Genomic DNA, 18,172 nt, shown 5'->3' with positions numbered 1-18,172 from the left:
ACCGGAGGATCATCGGGCAGAGAGGGACGTATCTGGCAGACTCTGCGCCTATGGGTGAATCGCACGTGACCACACAGGAAGACCGCACGGCGGCCACCCCGTCATCTGTCGCGGATCGGGCGACGGTGTCCGGTTCGACGAAAGCGATCCCCCCGCGCGGAGGCTTCCTCCCGGGACTGCGTTCGCTGCGCTCCCCCCGTCGGCCGCGGCTCTGGTTCGAGATCCTGCTCATCGCGGTCAGTTACTGGCTCTACTCGCTGGTGCGCAACGCGGTTCCCGAGCAGAAGGCAGCGGCACTGCGCAACGCCGACTGGATCTGGTCCCTCGAACACACGGTGGGTCTCGCTTTCGAGGAGACGGTCAACCATGCCGTCAATTCGGTGACATGGCTGATCGTGTCGATGAATTACTACTACGCGACACTGCACTTCGTCGTCACCATCGGTGTGCTCGTCTGGCTGTTCCGACGTCATCCCGGCAGATACGCGGCCACGCGTCTGATCCTCTTCGCCACCACGGCGGTGGCCCTCCTCGGCTACTACCTCTTCCCGCTGGCCCCGCCCCGGCTGATGAACGGCGGCGGTTTCATCGACACGGTGATGCTGCACCAGACCTGGGGATCGATGGCCTCGGGCAACTTCAAGCACATGTCCAACCAGTACGCGGCGATGCCGTCCATGCACATCGGCTGGTCCCTCTGGTGCGGTCTGACCATTTGTGCTCTGGCCACTGCGCCGTGGGCGCGGATCCTGGGCCTGCTGTACCCCGTCGCCACGCTGGTCGTGATCGTGGCGACGGCCAACCACTTCTGGCTGGACGCCGTGGGCGGGATGGTGTGCCTGTCCTTCGGCATCGCGCTCTCGTACGCCTGGTACGGGGCGTTCCCGCACCGCCTGGCGAGACGGGTGCCGTCACGCGGGGGGACCCGGCTGCGCCTGCGACCGCGCCGGACGCCCGTACCCCGGCCCGGGGCGGAGGGCCAGGCCCCTCACGCCGCGCACGCCCGTCCGATGGCCGAGGAACACTGAGGCGCGGTCCGGCTCCCTCGCGGCGGCGCGGTTCCGGGCGGCACGGGGTCTTCAGCCTGCCGCGCCGTAGAAGCGCTCCTCCACCACCGCACGGGCCCGCCGGGTGATCCGCCGGTAGTCGTCCAGCATGGCCCCCACGTTCCCCGGCTCGTATCCGAGGTACCGGCCCACCGCCGCCAGCTCACGCGGGTTCGAGGGAAACGTGTCGCCGGGCCGCCCCCGCACCAGCATCACGGCGTTCCGCACCCGCGAGGCCAGCACCCACGCCTCGTCGAGCGTCTGCGCCTCCTCGGCAGGGATCAGCCCCGCCGCGCACGCGGCGGCCAGTGCCTCCCTCGTACGCGTGGTCCGCAGCCCGGGTTCCGCCCAGCCGTGCTGCATCTGCATCAGCTGCACGGTCCACTCGACGTCGCTCAGCCCGCCGCGCCCCAGCTTGGTGTGGAGCGTCGGATCGGCCCCACGCGGCATGCGTTCGGACTCCATCCGTGCCTTGAGCCGCCGGATCTCGCGGACGGCGTCGTCGCCCAGCCCTTCCATCGGGTAGCGCAGCGGGTCGATGAGCTCGATGAAGGCGCGCCCCAGCTCCGCGTCCCCGGCCACCGGCTGGGCGCGCAGCAGCGCCTGGCTCTCCCAGACCAGGGACCAGCGCCGGTAGTAGGCCTCGTACGACTTCAGGGTGCGCACCAGGGGCCCGGTCTTGCCCTCGGGCCGCAGGTCGGCGTCGATGAGCAGCGGCGGGTCGGCAGTGGGCAGCTCCAGGAGCCTGCGCATCTCGGTGATGACGGTGTTCGCGGCCCGGGTGGCCTCCTCGTCGCCGACGCCCTCCCGGGGTTCGTGCACGAACAGGACGTCGGCGTCCGAGCCGTAGCCCAGCTCGTGTCCGCCGAAGCGGCCCATGCCGATGACGGCGAACCGGGTGGGCAGGGTGTCGCCCCACCGCTCGCGCACGGCGGCGCGCACGGCGCCCGAGAGCGTGGCGGCGTTCAGGTCGCTGACGGCGGAGCCGACCCGGTCGACGAGTGCGCCCGGGTCCGTCTCGGCGGGGCTGTCCTCGGTGCCGTAGGAGCCGATGATGTCGGCCGCCGTCGTCCGGAACAGCTCGCGCCGTCGCACCCCGCGTGCCACCGCGACCGCCGCCTCGGCGCCCGGGGCCCGGCCGACGGCGGCGAGCACCTCCTGTTCCAGGTGGGCCCGGCCGCGCGGCTTCAGCCCTTCGGGGTCGCCGAGGATGGCGACGGCCTCGGGGGCGCGCATCAGCAGGTCGGGGGCGAGCCGGCCGGCGGACAGGACCCGGGCGAGGTTCTCCGCCGCGGCCCCCTCGTCGCGCAGGAGCCGCAGATACCACGGGGTCTTGCCCAGCGCGTCGGACACCTGCCGGAAGCCCAGCAGCCCGGCATCGGGGTCGGCGGAGTCCGCGAACCAGCCGAGCAGCACCGGCAGGAGCGTGCGCTGGATCGCGGCCTTGCGGGAGACCCCCGACGACAGGGCCTCCAGGTGCCGCAGCGCGGCGGCGGGATCGGCGTATCCGAGGGCTTCGAGGCGGACGACGGCGGCTTTCGGGCTGAGCCTGCTCTCGCCGGGAGCGAGCTGGGCGACGGCGTCCAGGAGCGGCCGGTAGAAGAGCTTCTCGTGCAGCCGCCGCACCACGGAGGCGTGCCGCCGCCAGGCGCGGTTCAGCTCGGCGACCGGGTCGGTGCGCAGTCCGAGTGACCGTCCGAGCCGCCGCAGGTCGGCCTCGTCCTCGGGGACGAGATGTGTGCGGCGCAGGCGGTAGAGCTGGATGCGGTGCTCCATGGCCCGCAGGAAGCGGTAGGCCTCGTCCAGCTGGGCGGCGTCGGCCCGCCCGACGTAGCCGCCGTCGGCGAGCGCCCGCAGGGCCTCCAGCGTGGATCCCGAGTGCAGGGTGCTGTCGCTGCGGCCGTGCACGAGCTGGAGCAGCTGTACGGCGAATTCGACGTCCCGGAGGCCGCCGGGGCCGAGCTTGAGTTCCCGGTCGATCCGGTCGACGGGGATGTTGTCGACGACGCGGCGGCGCATCTTCTGCACGTCGCCGACGAAGTTCTCCCGGTCGGCGGCCTGCCAGACCAGCGGGGACACGGCGTCGACGTACGCCGAGCCCAGCTCGGCGTCACCGGCGACGGGCCGGGCCTTGAGCAGCGCCTGGAACTCCCAGGTCTTGGCCCAGCGCTGGTAGTAGGCGAGGTGGGAGGAGAGGGTGCGCACCAGCGGCCCGTTGCGGCCCTCGGGGCGGAGGTTGGCGTCGACGGGCCAGATGGTGCCCTCGACGGTGGTGTCGGAGCAGATGCGCATCATGTGGGCGGCGAGGCGGGTGGCGGCCTGCATCGCGCCGCTCTCGTCCGCCCCCGCGACGGGCTCGCCCACGAAGATCACGTCGACGTCGGACACGTAGTTCAGCTCGTGGCCGCCGCACTTGCCCATCGCGATGACGGCGAGGCGGCACTGCGCGGCGTCGTCGGGCGCGGCGGCGCGGGCGATGGCGAGCGCGGCCCGCAGGGTGGCGGTGGCGAGGTCGGCGAGCTCGGCGGCGACCTGGGCGACGTCCGTCGTCCCGCACACGTCGCGTGCCGCTATGGACAGCAGGGACCTGCGGTAGGCGATCCGCAGCGAGTCCGGGTCGACGGCGTCGCCGAGCATGGTCTCGAACTCGGGAACCCCGGGGTGCAGGTCGGTGGCCTCGTAGGTGACCAGCACCTGCCAGTCCCGGGGGTGCCGCGCCAGGTGGTCCCCGAGCGCCTCGGAGGCCCCGAGGGCCCCGAGCAGGCGGTCCCGCAGGGGCTTCGCGGTGACGAGGGTGTCCAGCAGCATCTGCCGTTCCCCGGGCTCCTCGGCCTCCACGAGCCGTACGAGGCTGTGCAGGGCGAGATCCGGGTCGGCGGTGGCCCCGAGGGCGTCGAACAGGACGGGGTCGGCGCGTACGGAGGAGAGCTCCGGCAGATCCAGCAGCCGTTCGGCGGCCGACGGATCGGTGAAACCGTGCCGCAGCAGTCGGGTGAACGTACTGCTCCTGCGTCCCGGCACCGTCGTCATCCCGTGTCTCCTGCCCGCCGATCACACATATCCGCCCTTCGAGCCTAGCCCTGTGCGGGTGAATCCGGAGAGGGAGCACGGTCCGCGCCTCCCGGGCAGCGTCGTCCGGGCCCCCCGGGCGGCGCGGACCGCGCTTGCCGGGCACGATCGGCACAGGACCAGGCACACCGCCGTACCGCCCGCAGGAGGCCCGTCATGCCGGAGAAGGACACCGCCGCCCCCGCCGACACCGCCCTGGACTCCCGCTACAGCGGTGAGGACGCCGCCGCACGCCCCTGGGCGGAGGCGGTCGCCCTGCTGGAGAGCGCCGAGCTGTACTGGCTGTCGACGGTGCGCCCCGACGGCCGCCCGCACGTGACCCCGTTGATCGGCCTCTGGTCGAACGGGGCGCTGCACTTCTGCACGGGCCCCTCGGAGCGCAAGGCGCGCAATCTGGCCGGAAATCCGGAGGTCGTGCTGACCACCGGCACCAACACGCTGGACGAGGGCTTCGACGTGGTGGTGGAGGGCCGGGCCGCCCGGGTGACGGAGGAGCCGCGGCTGATCGCGCTTGCGGAGGCGTGGGAGGCGAAGTACGGCGCGGAGTGGCACTTCGGCGTCACGGACGGCATGTTCTCCAACGGGGCGGGCGGCCGTGCGGTGGTCTTCGCGGTGACCCCCCGCACGGCCTTCGGCTTCGCCAAGGGCGATCCCTACGGCCAGACGCGCTGGAGCTTCGCCTGAAGCGGTGCCCCGGTGTGTCCGGTCACCGCGCCAGGGTCCCGATCACGACGGTGGCGTACAGCTCCTCGGAGACGACGACACGCGGGATCAGCCCGCTGCCGCCCACCGTCTCCTCGGCGCGCGCCGCCTGCCGTTCGCTGGTCTCGACCAGCAGACTGCCGCCTGGTGCCAGCCAGCCGGTGGCCTCGGCGACCACGCGCCGCATGACGTCCAGTCCGTCACCCCCTCCGTCGAGCGCGACGAGCGGCTCGTGGACCCGGGCCTCGGCGGGCAGCAGCCCGACGTCCTCCGTCGGTACGTACGGCACGTTGGCGAGCAGGAGGTCCACGCGTCCGCGCAGCGAGACGGGCAGCGGTGCGAAGAGGTCGCCCTCGTAGACGGTTCCCAGACCGCCCACGTTGCGCCGGGCACAGCGCACCGCGGCCGGTTCGACGTCGGCGGCGTGCAGTTCGACGTCGCGCAGCGACGAGGCGAGCGCCGCGCCCAGGGCTCCGGAGCCGCAGCAGAGGTCGACCACGACCGCGGGCTCGGGGGCGAGCGCCGCGGCCTGCCGGACGAGGAACTCGGTGCGCCGACGGGGCACGAACACGCCGGAGTCCACGGCGATCCGCAGCCCGCAGAACTCGGCCCAGCCGAGCACGTGTTCCAGGGGATGGCCGGCTGCGCGGCGCTCGGCCATGGCGGCGAGCTCGGCCGGGTCGTTCGCCGTCGAGAGGAGGAGTTCCGCCTCGTCCTCGGCGAACACACAGCCGGCGGCGCGGAGCACGGTGACGAGCGAGGTGAAGGTGTGCGGTGGGGCGAATTCCTGCATGGTGCGGAGCCTTTCGGGGTGAACCGAGGGCGCTCCGCGATCGCTCAGGCCGGATCGGCCACGCGACGGCGAGAGGTGAGCGCCCAGCCTGCTGAAGCGGTAATGGGTCTCACCTCCTGGGGTCGGTCCCGGTATCGGGAGAGGTCACACTACCCGACCGGCGCCGGACACGGCCGCGCCCCGCACCAGTTGCTCTCGGCAGCCGGTGCGGGGCACGTGTGCGACTACGTCTACAGGTCCACGCTGTCCCGCAGCTTCGTCGGGGTCAGGAAGAGCGACGCGATCACACCGATGACCGCGATACCCGCCGAGATCAGGAAGATATGGCCGGTCGCGTCGCCGTAGGCCGCCCGTACGACCTCCTGGATCTGCGGGGGCATGGCGGCGACGTTGAGGGTGGAGCCGCTCGACGCGGAGGCGGCGGGGTCGATGCCCAGCTTCGCCAGACCTTCGGCGATCTTCACGGCGACCTGGTTGGCGAGCACGGCTCCCAGCACGGAGACACCGATCGTGCCGCCGAGGGACCGGAAGAAGGTGATCGCCCCGCTGGCCGCGCCGAGTTCGCTGAGCGGCACGGTGTTCTGGAGGACGAGGACCAGGTTCTGCATCGACATGCCGACACCGGCACCGACCGCGAGCATCCCCGCGGACACGATGAGCAGGGACGTCTCGTGGTCGATCGTGGACAGTCCGAGGAAGCCGAGGGTCAGTACGACGACACCCGTGATGATGTACGGCTTGACCTTGCCCGTCCTGGAGACGAGCCGCCCCGCGACGGTGGACGAGACGAGCACGCCCAGCATCAGGGGAATGGTGAGCAGCCCGGCCTCGGTGGGCGAGTTGCCCCGGCCGATCTGGAAGTACTGGCCGAGGAAGACGGCTCCGCCGAACATCGCCATGCCGACCGCGAGGCTCGCGACGATGGCGAGGGCGGGATCCCTGCGGCGTACGACGTGGAGCGGGACGACGGGTTCCCTGACCCGCGCCTCGACCACGACGGCCGCCCCCAGGATCACGACGCTCCCGCCGACCATGGCGAGCGTCTGCCAGGACAGCCAGCCGAAGTCGTTGTCCACGAAGGTGACCCAGAGCAGCAACAGGCTGACGCCCGCGGCGATGAGGGTGGCTCCCAGGTAGTCCACCTTCACGCCCTCACGGCGGACCTCGGGAAGGTGAAGGGTCCGTGTGAGGAGCACGAAGGCGACGAGGGTTATCGGTACGGCGATGAAGAAGCACCAGCGCCAGCCGAGCCACGAGGTGTCGGTGATGAAGCCGCCGAGCAGCGGCCCGCCGACGGTGGCGACGGCCATGACCCCGCCGAGGTAACCGTTGTAGCGGCCCCGCTCCTTGGGGCTGATCATCGCGGCGATGATCACCTGGACGAGCACCTGGAGCGCACCCATGCCGAGGCCCTGGATGACGCGGAAGGCGATCAACTGGCCCGTGGACTGGGCGAATCCGCAGGCGATCGACGAGACGACGAAGAGGCCGATGGCTATCTGCAGGAGCAGCTTCTTGCTGAACAGGTCGGCAAGCTTGCCCCAGATGGGCGTGGAGGCCGTGGAGGCGAGCAGCGTCGCCGTGACGACCCAGGTGTACTGCGACTGCGTGCCGTTGAGCGAGCCGATGATCTGCGGGAGGGCCACAGAGACGACCGTGCTGCTGATCATGGCGACGAACAGGACGATGAGCAGCCCGCTCAGCGCCCGCAGCACATGACGGTGATCCATCGGCGCGACGCCGGTCGGCGCTGCCGTATCTGCGCTCACGCGCAACCTCCGGGATATGCGAGAAGGAGAGAGTTCGAGAAGAAAGAGGAAGAACCCGGCGGGAGAACGGGCAAGGCCGGGGAGAGCCTTCATCATACATGCACACTGAGCAATTTTGCCCAGTGTGCAACTTTCTCGCGGGCGTAGATAATGGCCCCATGGAGAGCCCTGTGGGACTGCGGGAACGCAAGAAGGCCGCCACCCGGCAGGCGGTGCACGAAGCGACGATGCGCCTGACGGTGGAGCACGGCTTCGACCATGTGACGGTCGAGGCGGTCGCCGACGCGGCCGGAATCTCCCGCAGGACGTTCTCCAACTACTTCACCAACAAGGAGGACGCCCTCCTCTACGGCGAGGAGCAGATGATCGGGGAGCTGGTCCGGAACGTCCGGAACCGCCCCGCCGCCGAACCGGCCTGGACGGCGCTGAGGGCCGCGGTGGCGGAGTTCTCCGGGCACGCCGCACCTCCGGAACGGGAGTGGGCCGTCCGCACGAGGCTGGCCCTGCGCCATCCGTCACTCCTGGCCCGCCAGCTCGGCAACCACGCCGCGCTGGAACGGGATCTGGCGGACGCCATAGCCGCACGCCAGGGCCCCGGAGACGGCCCGGTGCGCCCGGTGGTCCTGGCAGCCGCCTTCCTCGCCTCGCTGCGGGTGTCGATGCGCATCTGGATCGAGGAGGACCTGGCGCGGGGGCCGGGCGAGGTGATCGACGAGATCCTCGACGAGATGGGCCGGAGCTTCACCTGAAGCCGGCCTCGGCCCGCCTCCACGCCCCGCGCACCCGCAGCCCCGCACGCCCGCGCGGCACGCCCAGCTGAGGCCGGCTCCGGGGACACGCCCCTGCCGCCCCAGGTCTCCCTCGTACGGCCTCAGCCCCGTCGCGCGGCGCCGTCCGGCCAGACCACGTCCACCGGCACACCGGTCCGCCTGGCCTCCTCGACCAGGTCCGCCGTCCCGCCGCCGTTCCCGGACGGCGGCGTTCCGTCCCACACGGCGACGAGTCGGTCCGCCCGCTTGAGCAGTTCGGCGTTGGCCGCCTCGTACGCGGTGCGGTCGGCGATCTCGAACGGCAGGGTCACCACGTCCACGGCGGTCTCGTTGAGGTGGTCGTAGACCGCGGCGTTCTCGGGCTGGACCACAGCGCTGCGGTAGTCGAGGGACGGGACGACCACGACGAGCCGGCCCCCGATCGCGGAGACCTCTTCCGCGAAGAGCGAATCGGCCCCTGCTGCGATGCACGAGACCCCCGTGAGGTCCTCGCTGTACGGCGCCAGCACCTCACGCAGCGCGGCCCGTACGAGCGGCACGGTCTCCTCGGTCAGGTCGATGTGCCCGGTCACGGCCAGCGTCGTCATGCGCCGTCCCTCCTCAGCTCGGCAGCGGGGCGTGGACCGCCCACGGCGTACGGATACGGCTGCCCCGGTTCGCACCCCCGCACGCCCTGACCCGCACCCCAGGGGCCGGACGGCGGTACGGGGACCTTCCGTGCACGGCTTCCTCTGTCCGAGCCGGGAGTGTACGTTCGTACATACACGACCCGGGTGACGAACACCCTTCCGCGTACTCGTGAAAGACACGTACCTGATGGACCTGGCCACCCGTCGACGCCGAACGGCGCTGTTCCTCTTCTTCCTCGTGCCCGGCTTGTCGATCTCCTCGTGGGTGACACGGACACCCGACATCAGGGACCAACTGGGTGCCTCCACCGCGCAGATGGGACTCGTCCTCTTCGGCCTCTCCGTCGGCTCGATGCTCGGCATCCTGAGCTCCGGGGCACTGGTGGCGCGGTTCGGCACGAGGCCGGTCATGGGCGTGGGCACGGTGGTGGTCATCGCCGGTCTGGCCGTCATCGGCTGCGGCGCCCTGCTCTCCTCCGCCCCCATGGTCACCGCCGGGCTGTTCCTGTCCGGCGCCGGGATGGGAGGGGGCGAGGTCGCGGTCAACATCGACGGCGCGGAGGTCGAGCAGCTCACCGGCCGGACGGTGCTGCCCACCCTGCACGGCTTCTTCAGCCTGGGCACCGTGGTGGGAGCCGTCGTCGGGATGCTGTGCACCGCCGTCGAGTTCCCGGTGATGTGGCACCTGACCGCGGTGGCCGCCGTCGCCGCCGTGATGTTCGTGTACGCCTTCCGTTCCATCCCTTCCGGCGTCGGCCTGACCAAGGGCGCCCGGGCGGCCGGGGGCGGCACGGCACAGGCCCGCCCGGCGGTCTGGAAGGACCGTCGCCTCCTGCTGATCGGCGGCATCATCCTCGCCATGGCGCTGGCCGAGGGCGCAGCGAACGACTGGCTGCCACTGCTCATGGTCGACGGCCACGGAGTGGACCCCGCCCTGGGTTCGGCGGTCTACGCGGGCTTCGCCGCCGCCATGTCGGTCGGCCGGTTCTGCGGCGGCTTCTTCATCGACCGCTTCGGCCGCGCCCCCGTCGTCCGGGCCAGCGCGGTGTCGGCGGCCGTGGGACTCACGCTCGTCATCTTCGCCGACTCCCCCGTACTCGCCGGTGCGGCGGTGCTCTTCTGGGGCCTGGGAGCCTCACTCGGCTTCCCCGTGGCCCTCTCGGCGGCCGGCGACTCCGGCCCCGACTCGGCGGCCCGCGTCAGCCTCGTGGCGATGATCGGCTACGTCGCCTTCCTCGTCGGACCTCCCGGCCTGGGCTTCCTGGGCGACCACTACGGCTTGCGCTCCGCCATGATCGTCGTCCTGGCCTTCGTCGCCGTGGCGATCTTCCTCGCCCCGGCCATCGGCACCCGACGCACCACCGAACCGGAGGTGCACACGACGCAGTTGAACGCCCCGGACACCCAGCAGCCGGCCCGGGGCGAGTGACGCGGGCCGGCGGGGGCCACTCCTGCCGGAGGACCGGTGCGAAACCCTGGCGACCCGGTGCGGCCGACTCGTAGTCTCCCCGTCATGGAGTGGACAGCTTTGGTCGCCACAATGGTGGGAGCGGTCATCGGGGTGGGCAGCACACTCGTCACGGAGCGGGTGACTTGGCGGCGGAACGCCGGTGAGCAGGACAGAGAGACCCTGCGCGCGACGGCTGCCCAGTTCCTGGAGGCTCTGACCGAGGCTCGCGACACCATAAGCGACGCCAGCCGATCGGAGCACCTGCCCGTGGACGAGCGAGCCCAGCTCGCTCGCGCCGCTTTCCTGACCTACGGCGTACATGCGAAGCAGTACCAACTGGAGCTGCTCGCCACGCCGGAGGTAGCCGAATGCGCCAAGGACGCCGCCCACCAACTGGTGCTCTACCGGGACGCAGTGGCCGCGGGGCACCTGCGTGACGCCCCTGAGTGCGCACAGGCGCGGCGCATGTTCCGGGAGGCCCGCCAGAAGCTCATGGGCGCCATGCGCGCCTCGCTGGTTCGCCCCTGAGCACCCACTGCTGCGGCAGCGGGCAGCCCTCGCAGACAAAGCGGCCCCGGGCCGGCGGTGGTCGTTCCGCCGGCCTGAAGCCGCTTGCGTACAGCAGGGGCCGTTACAGCACCGGCAGCAGGTTCTTCAGCTCGAAGGCCGTGACCTCGCTGCGGTACTCCTCCCACTCCTGCTTCTTGTTGCGCAGGAAGAAGTCGAAGACGTGCTCGCCCAGCGTCTCGGCGACCAGCTCGCTCTTCTCCATCAGCGAGATCGCCTCGCCCAGGTTCTGCGGGAGCGGCTCGATGCCCATCGCGCGGCGCTCCGAGTCCGAGAGGGCCCAGACGTCGTCGTCGGCGCCGGCCGGGAGCTCGTAGCCCTCCTCGATGCCCTTGAGGCCCGCGGCGAGCAGCACCGCGTACGTCAGGTAGGGGTTGGCTCCGGAGTCGATGGAGCGGACCTCGACGCGCGCCGAGCCCGTCTTGCCCGGCTTGTACATCGGGACGCGGATCAGCGCGGAGCGGTTGTTGTGGCCCCAGCAGATGTACGAGGGGGCCTCGCCGCCGGCGCCCGCGGAGCGGCTGGAGCCGCCCCAGATGCGCTTGTAGGAGTTGACCCACTGGTTCGTCACGGCGGAGATCTCCGCCGCGTGCTTGAGCAGGCCCGCGATGAAGGACCGGCCCACCTTCGACAGCTGGTACTCCGCGCCCGACTCGTAGAAGGCGTTGCGGTCGCCTTCGAAGAGCGAGAGGTGGGTGTGCATGCCCGAGCCCGGGTACTCCGAGAACGGCTTCGGCATGAAGGTGGCCTGCACGCCCTGCTCCAGCGCGACCTGCTTCATGACCAGGCGGAACGTCATGATGTTGTCGGCGGTGGAGAGCGCGTCCGCGTAGCGGAGGTCGATCTCCTGCTGGCCGGGGGCGCCCTCGTGGTGGCTGAACTCGACCGAGATGCCCATCGATTCCAGCATCGTGATCGCCTGGCGGCGGAAGTCCATGCCGACGTTCTGCGGGGTGTGGTCGAAGTAGCCGGAGCTGTCGGCCGGGGTGGGGCGGCTGCCGTCGACCGGCTTGTTCTTCAGCAGGAAGAACTCGATCTCCGGGTGGGTGTAGAAGGTGAAGCCCAGGTCGGAGGTCTTCGCGAGGATGCGCTTGAGGACGAACCGAGGGTCCGCGAAGGAGGGCGAACCGTCCGGCATCAGGATGTCGCAGAACATCCGCGCCGTGCCCGGCGCCTCCGCGCGCCACGGCAGGATCTGGAAGGTGCCGGGGTCCGGCTTCGCGATCATGTCCGATTCGTATACACGGGCGAAGCCCTCGATCGCGGAGCCGTCGAAGCCGATGCCCTCGTCAAAGGCCTGTTCGAGCTCGGCGGGGGCCACGGCGACGGACTTGAGGTAACCGAGAACATCGGTGAACCACAGCCGTACGAAGCGGATGTCGCGCTCCTCAAGCGTCCTGAGGACGAATTCCTGCTGCTTGTCCATAGCCACATCCTTGCAGTTCAGACGGTCCGTGCACCACCGCCCGGGGTAGGGGGACACCTCAGTATCACGACCCGGGATTTCACCCAGATTACGCACACGGTGTGAGAGAGAGCACGCGGCCACCCACTACGATCGGCGCCCGTGGTGTGCAAGGGCCGCTGCCGCTCCTTCGTGGCCCTGTGCGCCCAGGTTCTCCACGCTCCGCTCCCGTCCCTCCCGACCCCTTGGCAGAAGGACCCGACCTCATGAGCTTCGACCGCAGGACCCGCATAGAGCAGATGCGCAACGCCGACCGCGCACGCGACCGCCGGAACAAGGTCGTCGCCATAGGCGTGAGCGCCGTCGTGGTGGCCGGGCTGCTGGGATTCGGCTCGTACATGCTCCTGGAGAAGTCCGAGGCCAAGGAGAAGAAGGAGGAGAGCCAGGCCCAGGACTCCAAGCAGACCGAGCAGGAGAAGAAGAAGCTCGCGGCCGAGCCCATCGAGGGCGAGAAGTCGTGGGACGCGAAGAAGCTGACCCGCAACCACGTCACGACCGACGTGAAGTACCCCATGGAGCCGCCCGTCGGCGGTGACCACAACCCGGCCTGGCTGAACTGCGACGGCGTCGTATACGAAAAGGCCGTCCCGAACGTCAATGCCGTGCACGCGCTGGAGCACGGTGCGGTCTGGGTGACGCACAACGGGAAGGCCTCCCCGGACGACCTCGCCGCACTCACGTCGCGCGTGAAGAGCACCCCGTTCTCGATCATGTCCCCGTACGAGGGGCAGGAGGGGTCGATCATGCTCAGCGCCTGGGGCAAGCAGGTCACGGTCGACAGCGCGGACGACCCCCGCGTGGCGAGGTTCTTCGCGAAGTACGTCCAGGGCGCGCAGACGCCCGAGCCGGGCGCGCCCTGCACCGGCGGGGTCGACGGGTGAGCGCGGCGCTCAGCCGGCGCACGCGGTGGGTGGCGGGCTCCGCCGTGGCGCTCGCCCTGCTGTTCGCGGGTGCGGCGACCGTCGCCTCCGCGCGGGGTGACGGGGCCGCGGCCGGCCCTCGCACGCCGTCCGCCGATTCGGCGGACGCGGGATTCGCCCGGGACATGGCCGTCCACCACCAGCAGGCGGTGGAGATGTCCTTCGTCGTGCGGGACGGGACGAAGGACGAGGACGTCCGGAGGCTCGCGTACGACATCGCCAACACGCAGGCCAACCAGCGGGGCATGCTGCTCGGCTGGCTGGATCTGTGGGAGCTGCCCAAGACGGCGCCCGACGGGCAGGGCCCGATGGCGTGGATGCCGGCGGGCCACGGCGGCCACGACATGCACGGGATGGACGGCATGGACGGCATGGACCACGACGGGGCGCTCATGTCCGGCATGGCGACCAGGACCGAGCTCGACCGGCTGCGCAAGGCCCGAGGCGAGGAGGCCGAGATCCTCTTCCTTCAGCTGATGACCGACCACCACGAGGGCGGTGTCGCCATGGCCCGCGGCTGCGCCACGCGATGCACCGTGCCCGCCGAGAAGCGGCTCGCCCAGGGCATGGTCGAGGCACAGCAGTCCGAGCTGGACCTGATGGCGGACATGCTGGCCGCCCGCGGTGCCGCCCCCCGTCCCTGAGAACCGGCCACCGCCCGGCGTACGCCCGTACGGGTGACAGCGTTGGCGTGCGACGGGCAGGAGCGGGACCATGGAGGTACTCGGGGTCGTACACCAGTGCCCACAGGCACGCAGGAGGCAACCTCATGACCACGGCCAAGGACATCATGCACAGCGGGGCCCACTGGATCCCCGCCCACGAGACGCTCGACCGCGCCGCCCAGATGATGCGGGACCACAAGGTGGGGGCGCTCCCCGTTTCCGCCGAAGGCGAGCAGGACCGGATGGTCGGGATCATCACCGACCGTGACATCGTGATCAAGTGCGTGGCGTCGGGGCACGATCCGTCGAACGTGACGGCGGGCGAACTCTGCGACGGCACGCCGCGCTGGATCGAGTCGACGGCCGACGTGAACGCGGTGCTGGACGAGATGCAGAGCCACCGCATCCGCCGCCTCCCGGTTGTCGAGAACAAGAAGCTGATCGGCATGATCAGCGAGGCGGACCTGGCGCTGCACCTGTCCGACGAGCAGGTCGCCGGCTGGGCGGAGAGGGTCTACTCGCGCGCCTGACGCCCGCGCCGTATCTCCGTATCCCCGCTCCCCCGGTATCCGCCCGCCCCCCGCTCCGCTTCCACCGCGGCCCGGCGATCTCACGCACACGAGATCGCCGGGCCGCCCAGCGTCACGAGCGACTCCGCCTCGCGTTTCCCGACGACCGGCCGTCCCGGCCACCCCTGCCCCATCGACCGTCCGGCCACCTCACTTCCCACCGGACGGCCCGGCTGTCACGACCGCCCCGCACCCCCGCCCGACCGGGTGTCACGACCGACCCCGTATACCCGACCCGGGTACGGTGCGCAATATGTCTGAAATGCCCACCCGTCGCACCGTGCTCGGTGCCGGTATCGCCCTGGCGGGAACAGCAGCCGTCGCCTCGCAGGCCCACGCAGCCCCTCGCCGCACCCCCTCCCCCGCGCGAGCCGCCGACCCGTACGTCGCGCCCGACGGCCCGGAGGTGGTGGACACGGAGGCCCGGCGGGGCGCCGGTCCGTTGCGCAAGGTCTCGCTCACCGCCACCGCGTCCCGCATCGACCTGGGCGACGGCCTCACCGTCCCCACCTGGGTCTACGGCGACCGCCTGCCCGGCGAGGCGATCCGGGTCACGGCGGGTGACACCCTGGAGCTCGCCCTCGCCAACCACCTGCCCCGATCCACCTCGGTGCACTGGCACGGCCTCTCCCTCCGCAACGACATGGACGGGGTGCCGGGGCTGACCCAGCGGGCGATCGAGCCGGGCGCGGCGTTCACCTACCGCTTCGCGGTGACCCGCCCCGGGACGTACTGGATCCACCCGCACTCGGGGGTCCAGCTCGACCGGGGGCTGCACGCGCCGCTGATCGTGGACGACCCGAGGGAACCGCTCGCGTACGACAAGGAGTGGGTGGTCGTCCTCGACGACTGGCTCGACGGGGTGGACGGCTCCACCCCCGACGCGGTGCTGGCCGAACTCACCAAGGGCCGGGCCACCGGTCACGACGACGCCGGTCACGACGCGACCGGTCAGGGCACGGCGGCCACCACCGCCGAGGGCCCTTCCCGGCTGCTGAAGGGCGCGCGCAGCGACCTGCTGGGCGGCCACGCGGGCGATGTCGCCTATCCCCACTACCTCGTCAACGGCCGCAGGGCGCAGTCCCCTTCGGTGTTCGAGGCCCGCCCCGGGGACCGCATCCGGCTGCGGGTCATCAACGCCGGAGGGGACACCGCGTTCCGGCTGGCGCTGGGGGGCCACCGGATGACGGTGACGCACACGGACGGCTTCCCGGTGCGGCACACCGAGACCGACGCGCTGCTGCTGGGCATGGGCGAGCGCTACGACGTGCTGGTGACGGCGGGGGACGGGGTCTTCCCGCTGACCGCGCTCGCCGAGGGCAAGGGGGCGTCGGCGCTGGCCGTGCTGCGGACGGCCTCGGGAGACCTGCCGCCGGCCGGCGTACGGCCCGGGGAGCTGGACGGCGAGGTGCTCGACGCCGCCCGTCTCGTCCCTGACGAGTCGGTGGCGCTGGCGGCCCGCGAGCCCGACCGGACCGTGCGGCTCAAGCTCACGGGCACCATGGAGGCGTACAACTGGGCCTTCGACGGCAAGCGGTACGACCCGGCGGTGCGACAGCCTGTCAGGGCCGGGGAGCGGGTGCGGCTGGTCTTCGCCAACCGCACCCCGATGTGGCACCCGATCCACCTGCACGGCCACACGTTCGCACTGGGCGGCACGGGCCAGGGGGTGGGGCTGGGCGCCCGGAAGGACACCGCCCCGGTCCTGCCGGGGCGTTCACTGACGGTCGATCTGGACGCGGACAACCCGGGTCTGTGGATGCTGCACTGCCACAACGTCTATCACTCGGAAGCGGGCATGATGACGGTCCTCGGCTATCTGCGCTGAGGCCGCCGCGCGGAGTTCGGCCGGAGGCGAGCCGCCCGGCAGGGAGGCCGCCGCGCGGAGTTCCGGCCGGGCAGTGAGCCGCTCGGCCGGACATCGCGTCAGTCAGACGATTACACTGGGCGGCGTGCCTCAACTACGTCTCGCACTGAATCAGATAGACGCGACCGTCGGCGACCTGGCCGGCAACTCCGAGTCGGTCGTCCACTGGACCCGGCACGCCGCCGAGCAGGGCGCCCACCTGGTGGCGTTCCCCGAGATGGTGCTGACCGGCTATCCCGTCGAGGACCTGGCCCTGCGCTCCTCGTTCGTCGAGGCCTCACGGCAGGCGCTGCGCGCGCTCGCCGGACGCCTCGCCGACGAGGGTTTCGGGGAACTGCCCGTCGTCGTCGGCTACCTGGACCGCTCCGAGCACGCCGCGGCGCGTTACGGCCAGCCCGCGGGGTCCCCGCGTAACGCCGCCGCGGTACTCCACCGCGGGCAGGTCGCGCTGAACTTCGCCAAGCACCACCTGCCCAACTACGGCGTGTTCGACGAGTTCCGTTACTTCGTGCCCGGTGACTCGATGCCCGTGGTGCGGGTCCACGGCATCGACGTGGCGCTCGCGATCTGCGAGGACCTCTGGCAGGACGGCGGCCGTGTCCCGGCCGCGCGCGCGGCGGGCGCCGGGCTGCTGCTGTCGATCAACGCCTCCCCGTACGAGCGGGACAAGGACGACACCCGGCTGGAACTGGTCCGCAAGCGCGCCCAGGAGGCCGGCTGCACGACCGCGTACCTCGCCATGATCGGCGGCCAGGACGAGCTGGTCTTCGACGGGGACTCGATCGTCGTCGACAAGGACGGCGAAGTCGTCGCCCGCGCCCCGCAGTTCTCCGAGGGCAGCGTGATCATCGACCTGGATCTCCCGGCCGCCCCGCCCGAGCCTCCCTCGGGGGTCGTCAACGACGGGCTGCGGATCGACCACGTGGTCCTGAGCGAGGAGCCGCTCCCCGCCTACGAGCCGGAGCTGACCGGTGGCTACGCCGAGCGGCTCGACGACGACGAGGAGCTGTACTCGGCGCTGGTCGTGGGGCTGCGGGCGTACGCCGCGAAGAACGGTTTCAGCAGTGTCCTGATCGGGCTCTCCGGGGGCATCGACTCCGCACTCGTGGCGGCGATCGCCTGCGACGCGCTGGGGGCTCACAACGTGTACGGCGTCTCGATGCCGTCGAAGTACTCCTCGGACCACTCCAAGGGCGACGCGGCCGAGCTGGCCCGGCGCACGGGACTGAACTTCCGCACCGTACCGATCGAGCCGATGTTCGACGCGTACATGGGGTCGCTGGAGCTCACCGGGCTGGCCGAGGAGAACCTCCAGTCGCGGTTGCGCGGCACGATGCTGATGGCCCTCTCCAACCAGGAGGGCCAGATCGTGCTCGCGCCGGGCAACAAGTCCGAGCTGGCGGTGGGCTACTCGACGCTCTACGGGGACTCCGTCGGCGCGTACGGGCCGATCAAGGACGTGTACAAGACGTCGGTCTTCCGCCTCGCGAAGTGGCGCAACCGGGCCGCCGAGGAGCGGGGGCAGACGCCGCCGATCCCCGAGGCGTCCATCACCAAGCCGCCGAGCGCCGAACTCCGCCCGGGCCAGGTGGACACGGACTCGCTGCCGGACTACGACGTGCTGGACCGGATCCTGGAGCTGTACGTCGACCGGGACCAGGGCCGGGACGCGATCGTGGCGGCGGGCTTCGACGACGCGCTGGTGACGAAGACGCTGCGGATGGTCGACACGGCGGAGTACAAGCGGCGGCAGTACCCGCCGGGCACGAAGATCTCGCCGAAGGGCTTCGGCAAGGACCGCCGGCTCCCGATCACGAACCGGTGGCGCGAGTCGAGCTGAGCCGGCGCGGGCGCCGGTCCACACACCGTGCGGGCCGGCGGCCGTCATCGG

At 71.3% G+C, this 18,172-nt stretch carries 15 protein-coding genes; 10 read left to right on the top strand and 5 right to left on the bottom strand.

Annotated elements, in window-relative coordinates; genetic code table 11:
• Positions 1-50: 50 nt before the first annotated feature.
• Complete coding sequence (locus ABZY45_RS03755; protein ID WP_356735732.1) at positions 51-1,028, top strand: phosphatase PAP2 family protein; 978 nt, start codon at positions 51-53, stop codon at positions 1,026-1,028.
• A gap of 51 nt (positions 1,029-1,079) precedes the next feature.
• Here the strand turns inward: ABZY45_RS03755 and ABZY45_RS03750 are convergent, their stop codons facing one another.
• Complete coding sequence (locus tag ABZY45_RS03750; protein ID WP_356735730.1) at positions 1,080-4,076, bottom strand: bifunctional [glutamine synthetase] adenylyltransferase/[glutamine synthetase]-adenylyl-L-tyrosine phosphorylase; 2,997 nt, start codon at positions 4,074-4,076, stop codon at positions 1,080-1,082.
• A 195-nt stretch (positions 4,077-4,271) separates the two neighbouring features.
• Here ABZY45_RS03750 and ABZY45_RS03745 point away from each other — a divergent pair, with 195 nt between their 5' ends.
• Positions 4,272-4,799: a pyridoxamine 5'-phosphate oxidase family protein gene (locus tag ABZY45_RS03745; RefSeq protein WP_356735728.1), complete on the top strand. Its 528-nt coding sequence runs from the start codon at positions 4,272-4,274 to the stop codon at positions 4,797-4,799.
• 22 nt (positions 4,800-4,821) lie between these two features.
• Here ABZY45_RS03745 and ABZY45_RS03740 read toward each other — a convergent pair whose 3' ends face one another.
• A complete protein-coding gene (locus tag ABZY45_RS03740; protein WP_356735726.1) occupies positions 4,822-5,610 on the bottom strand; it encodes a putative protein N(5)-glutamine methyltransferase in 789 nt (262 codons plus the stop codon).
• 230 nt (positions 5,611-5,840) lie between these two features.
• A complete protein-coding gene (locus tag ABZY45_RS03735; protein ID WP_356736574.1) occupies positions 5,841-7,340 on the bottom strand; it encodes an MDR family MFS transporter in 1,500 nt (499 codons plus the stop codon).
• A gap of 197 nt (positions 7,341-7,537) precedes the next feature.
• Here ABZY45_RS03735 and ABZY45_RS03730 point away from each other — a divergent pair, with 197 nt between their 5' ends.
• Positions 7,538-8,128 (top strand): TetR family transcriptional regulator, encoded by a 591-nt coding sequence (locus tag ABZY45_RS03730; protein ID WP_356735724.1) that lies wholly within the window; start codon positions 7,538-7,540, stop codon positions 8,126-8,128.
• Positions 8,129-8,250: 122 nt separating this feature from the next.
• Here ABZY45_RS03730 and ABZY45_RS03725 read toward each other — a convergent pair whose 3' ends face one another.
• Complete coding sequence (locus tag ABZY45_RS03725; protein WP_356735722.1) at positions 8,251-8,736, bottom strand: hypothetical protein; 486 nt, start codon at positions 8,734-8,736, stop codon at positions 8,251-8,253.
• A gap of 229 nt (positions 8,737-8,965) precedes the next feature.
• Between ABZY45_RS03725 and ABZY45_RS03720 the strand changes: the two genes are divergently transcribed.
• A complete protein-coding gene (locus ABZY45_RS03720) occupies positions 8,966-10,207 on the top strand; it encodes an MFS transporter (protein WP_356736572.1) in 1,242 nt (413 codons plus the stop codon).
• Positions 10,208-10,291: 84 nt separating this feature from the next.
• The gene (locus ABZY45_RS03715) at positions 10,292-10,756 is read left to right on the top strand and encodes a hypothetical protein (RefSeq protein WP_356735720.1); all 465 of its coding nucleotides are present in this window, start codon (positions 10,292-10,294) and stop codon (positions 10,754-10,756) included.
• Positions 10,757-10,859: 103 nt separating this feature from the next.
• On the opposite strand, the gene glnA is transcribed toward ABZY45_RS03715, so the two are convergent.
• Positions 10,860-12,221: a type I glutamate--ammonia ligase gene (glnA, locus tag ABZY45_RS03710; protein ID WP_014156604.1), complete on the bottom strand. Its 1,362-nt coding sequence runs from the start codon at positions 12,219-12,221 to the stop codon at positions 10,860-10,862.
• A gap of 245 nt (positions 12,222-12,466) precedes the next feature.
• On the opposite strand from glnA, the gene ABZY45_RS03705 reads away from it, so the two are divergent.
• From ABZY45_RS03705 to ABZY45_RS03685, 5 genes are all read left to right on the top strand, one after another.
• On the top strand, positions 12,467-13,141 hold the full coding sequence (locus ABZY45_RS03705; RefSeq protein ID WP_356735718.1) for a DUF3105 domain-containing protein: 675 nt from the start codon (positions 12,467-12,469) through the stop codon (positions 13,139-13,141).
• Positions 13,138-13,824 (top strand): DUF305 domain-containing protein, encoded by a 687-nt coding sequence (locus ABZY45_RS03700; protein ID WP_356735716.1) that lies wholly within the window; start codon positions 13,138-13,140, stop codon positions 13,822-13,824. The genes ABZY45_RS03705 and ABZY45_RS03700 overlap by 4 nt, the downstream gene beginning before the upstream one ends.
• Positions 13,825-13,949: 125 nt before the next feature.
• The gene (locus ABZY45_RS03695; RefSeq protein ID WP_356735714.1) at positions 13,950-14,375 is read left to right on the top strand and encodes a CBS domain-containing protein; all 426 of its coding nucleotides are present in this window, start codon (positions 13,950-13,952) and stop codon (positions 14,373-14,375) included.
• A 292-nt stretch (positions 14,376-14,667) separates the two neighbouring features.
• The gene (locus ABZY45_RS03690; RefSeq protein ID WP_356735712.1) at positions 14,668-16,242 is read left to right on the top strand and encodes a multicopper oxidase family protein; all 1,575 of its coding nucleotides are present in this window, start codon (positions 14,668-14,670) and stop codon (positions 16,240-16,242) included.
• Between the two features lie 124 nt (positions 16,243-16,366).
• On the top strand, positions 16,367-18,121 hold the full coding sequence (locus tag ABZY45_RS03685; protein WP_356735710.1) for an NAD+ synthase: 1,755 nt from the start codon (positions 16,367-16,369) through the stop codon (positions 18,119-18,121).
• The last annotated feature ends 51 nt before the right edge of the window (positions 18,122-18,172 follow it).

Origin of the sequence: Streptomyces sp. NPDC006516 (assembly GCF_040611875.1) — a bacterium.
GTDB lineage: Bacteria > Actinomycetota > Actinomycetes > Streptomycetales > Streptomycetaceae > Streptomyces.
The sequence above is the reverse complement of the archived record's forward strand: the minus strand, read 5'-3'. Positions and strand labels throughout refer to the sequence as shown.

Coding starts and splice junctions, on each gene's coding strand:
- ABZY45_RS03755 (WP_356735732.1), top strand. CDS start 51: ATGGGTGAATCGCACGTGACCACACAGGAAGACCGCACGGCGGCCACC.
- ABZY45_RS03750 (WP_356735730.1), bottom strand. CDS start 4,076: ATGACGACGGTGCCGGGACGCAGGAGCAGTACGTTCACCCGACTGCTG.
- ABZY45_RS03745 (WP_356735728.1), top strand. CDS start 4,272: ATGCCGGAGAAGGACACCGCCGCCCCCGCCGACACCGCCCTGGACTCC.
- ABZY45_RS03740 (WP_356735726.1), bottom strand. CDS start 5,610: ATGCAGGAATTCGCCCCACCGCACACCTTCACCTCGCTCGTCACCGTG.
- ABZY45_RS03735 (WP_356736574.1), bottom strand. CDS start 7,340: ATGGATCACCGTCATGTGCTGCGGGCGCTGAGCGGGCTGCTCATCGTC.
- ABZY45_RS03730 (WP_356735724.1), top strand. CDS start 7,538: ATGGAGAGCCCTGTGGGACTGCGGGAACGCAAGAAGGCCGCCACCCGG.
- ABZY45_RS03725 (WP_356735722.1), bottom strand. CDS start 8,736: ATGACGACGCTGGCCGTGACCGGGCACATCGACCTGACCGAGGAGACC.
- ABZY45_RS03720 (WP_356736572.1), top strand. CDS start 8,966: ATGGACCTGGCCACCCGTCGACGCCGAACGGCGCTGTTCCTCTTCTTC.
- ABZY45_RS03715 (WP_356735720.1), top strand. CDS start 10,292: ATGGAGTGGACAGCTTTGGTCGCCACAATGGTGGGAGCGGTCATCGGG.
- glnA (WP_014156604.1), bottom strand. CDS start 12,221: ATGGACAAGCAGCAGGAATTCGTCCTCAGGACGCTTGAGGAGCGCGAC.
- ABZY45_RS03705 (WP_356735718.1), top strand. CDS start 12,467: ATGAGCTTCGACCGCAGGACCCGCATAGAGCAGATGCGCAACGCCGAC.
- ABZY45_RS03695 (WP_356735714.1), top strand. CDS start 13,950: ATGACCACGGCCAAGGACATCATGCACAGCGGGGCCCACTGGATCCCC.
- ABZY45_RS03690 (WP_356735712.1), top strand. CDS start 14,668: ATGTCTGAAATGCCCACCCGTCGCACCGTGCTCGGTGCCGGTATCGCC.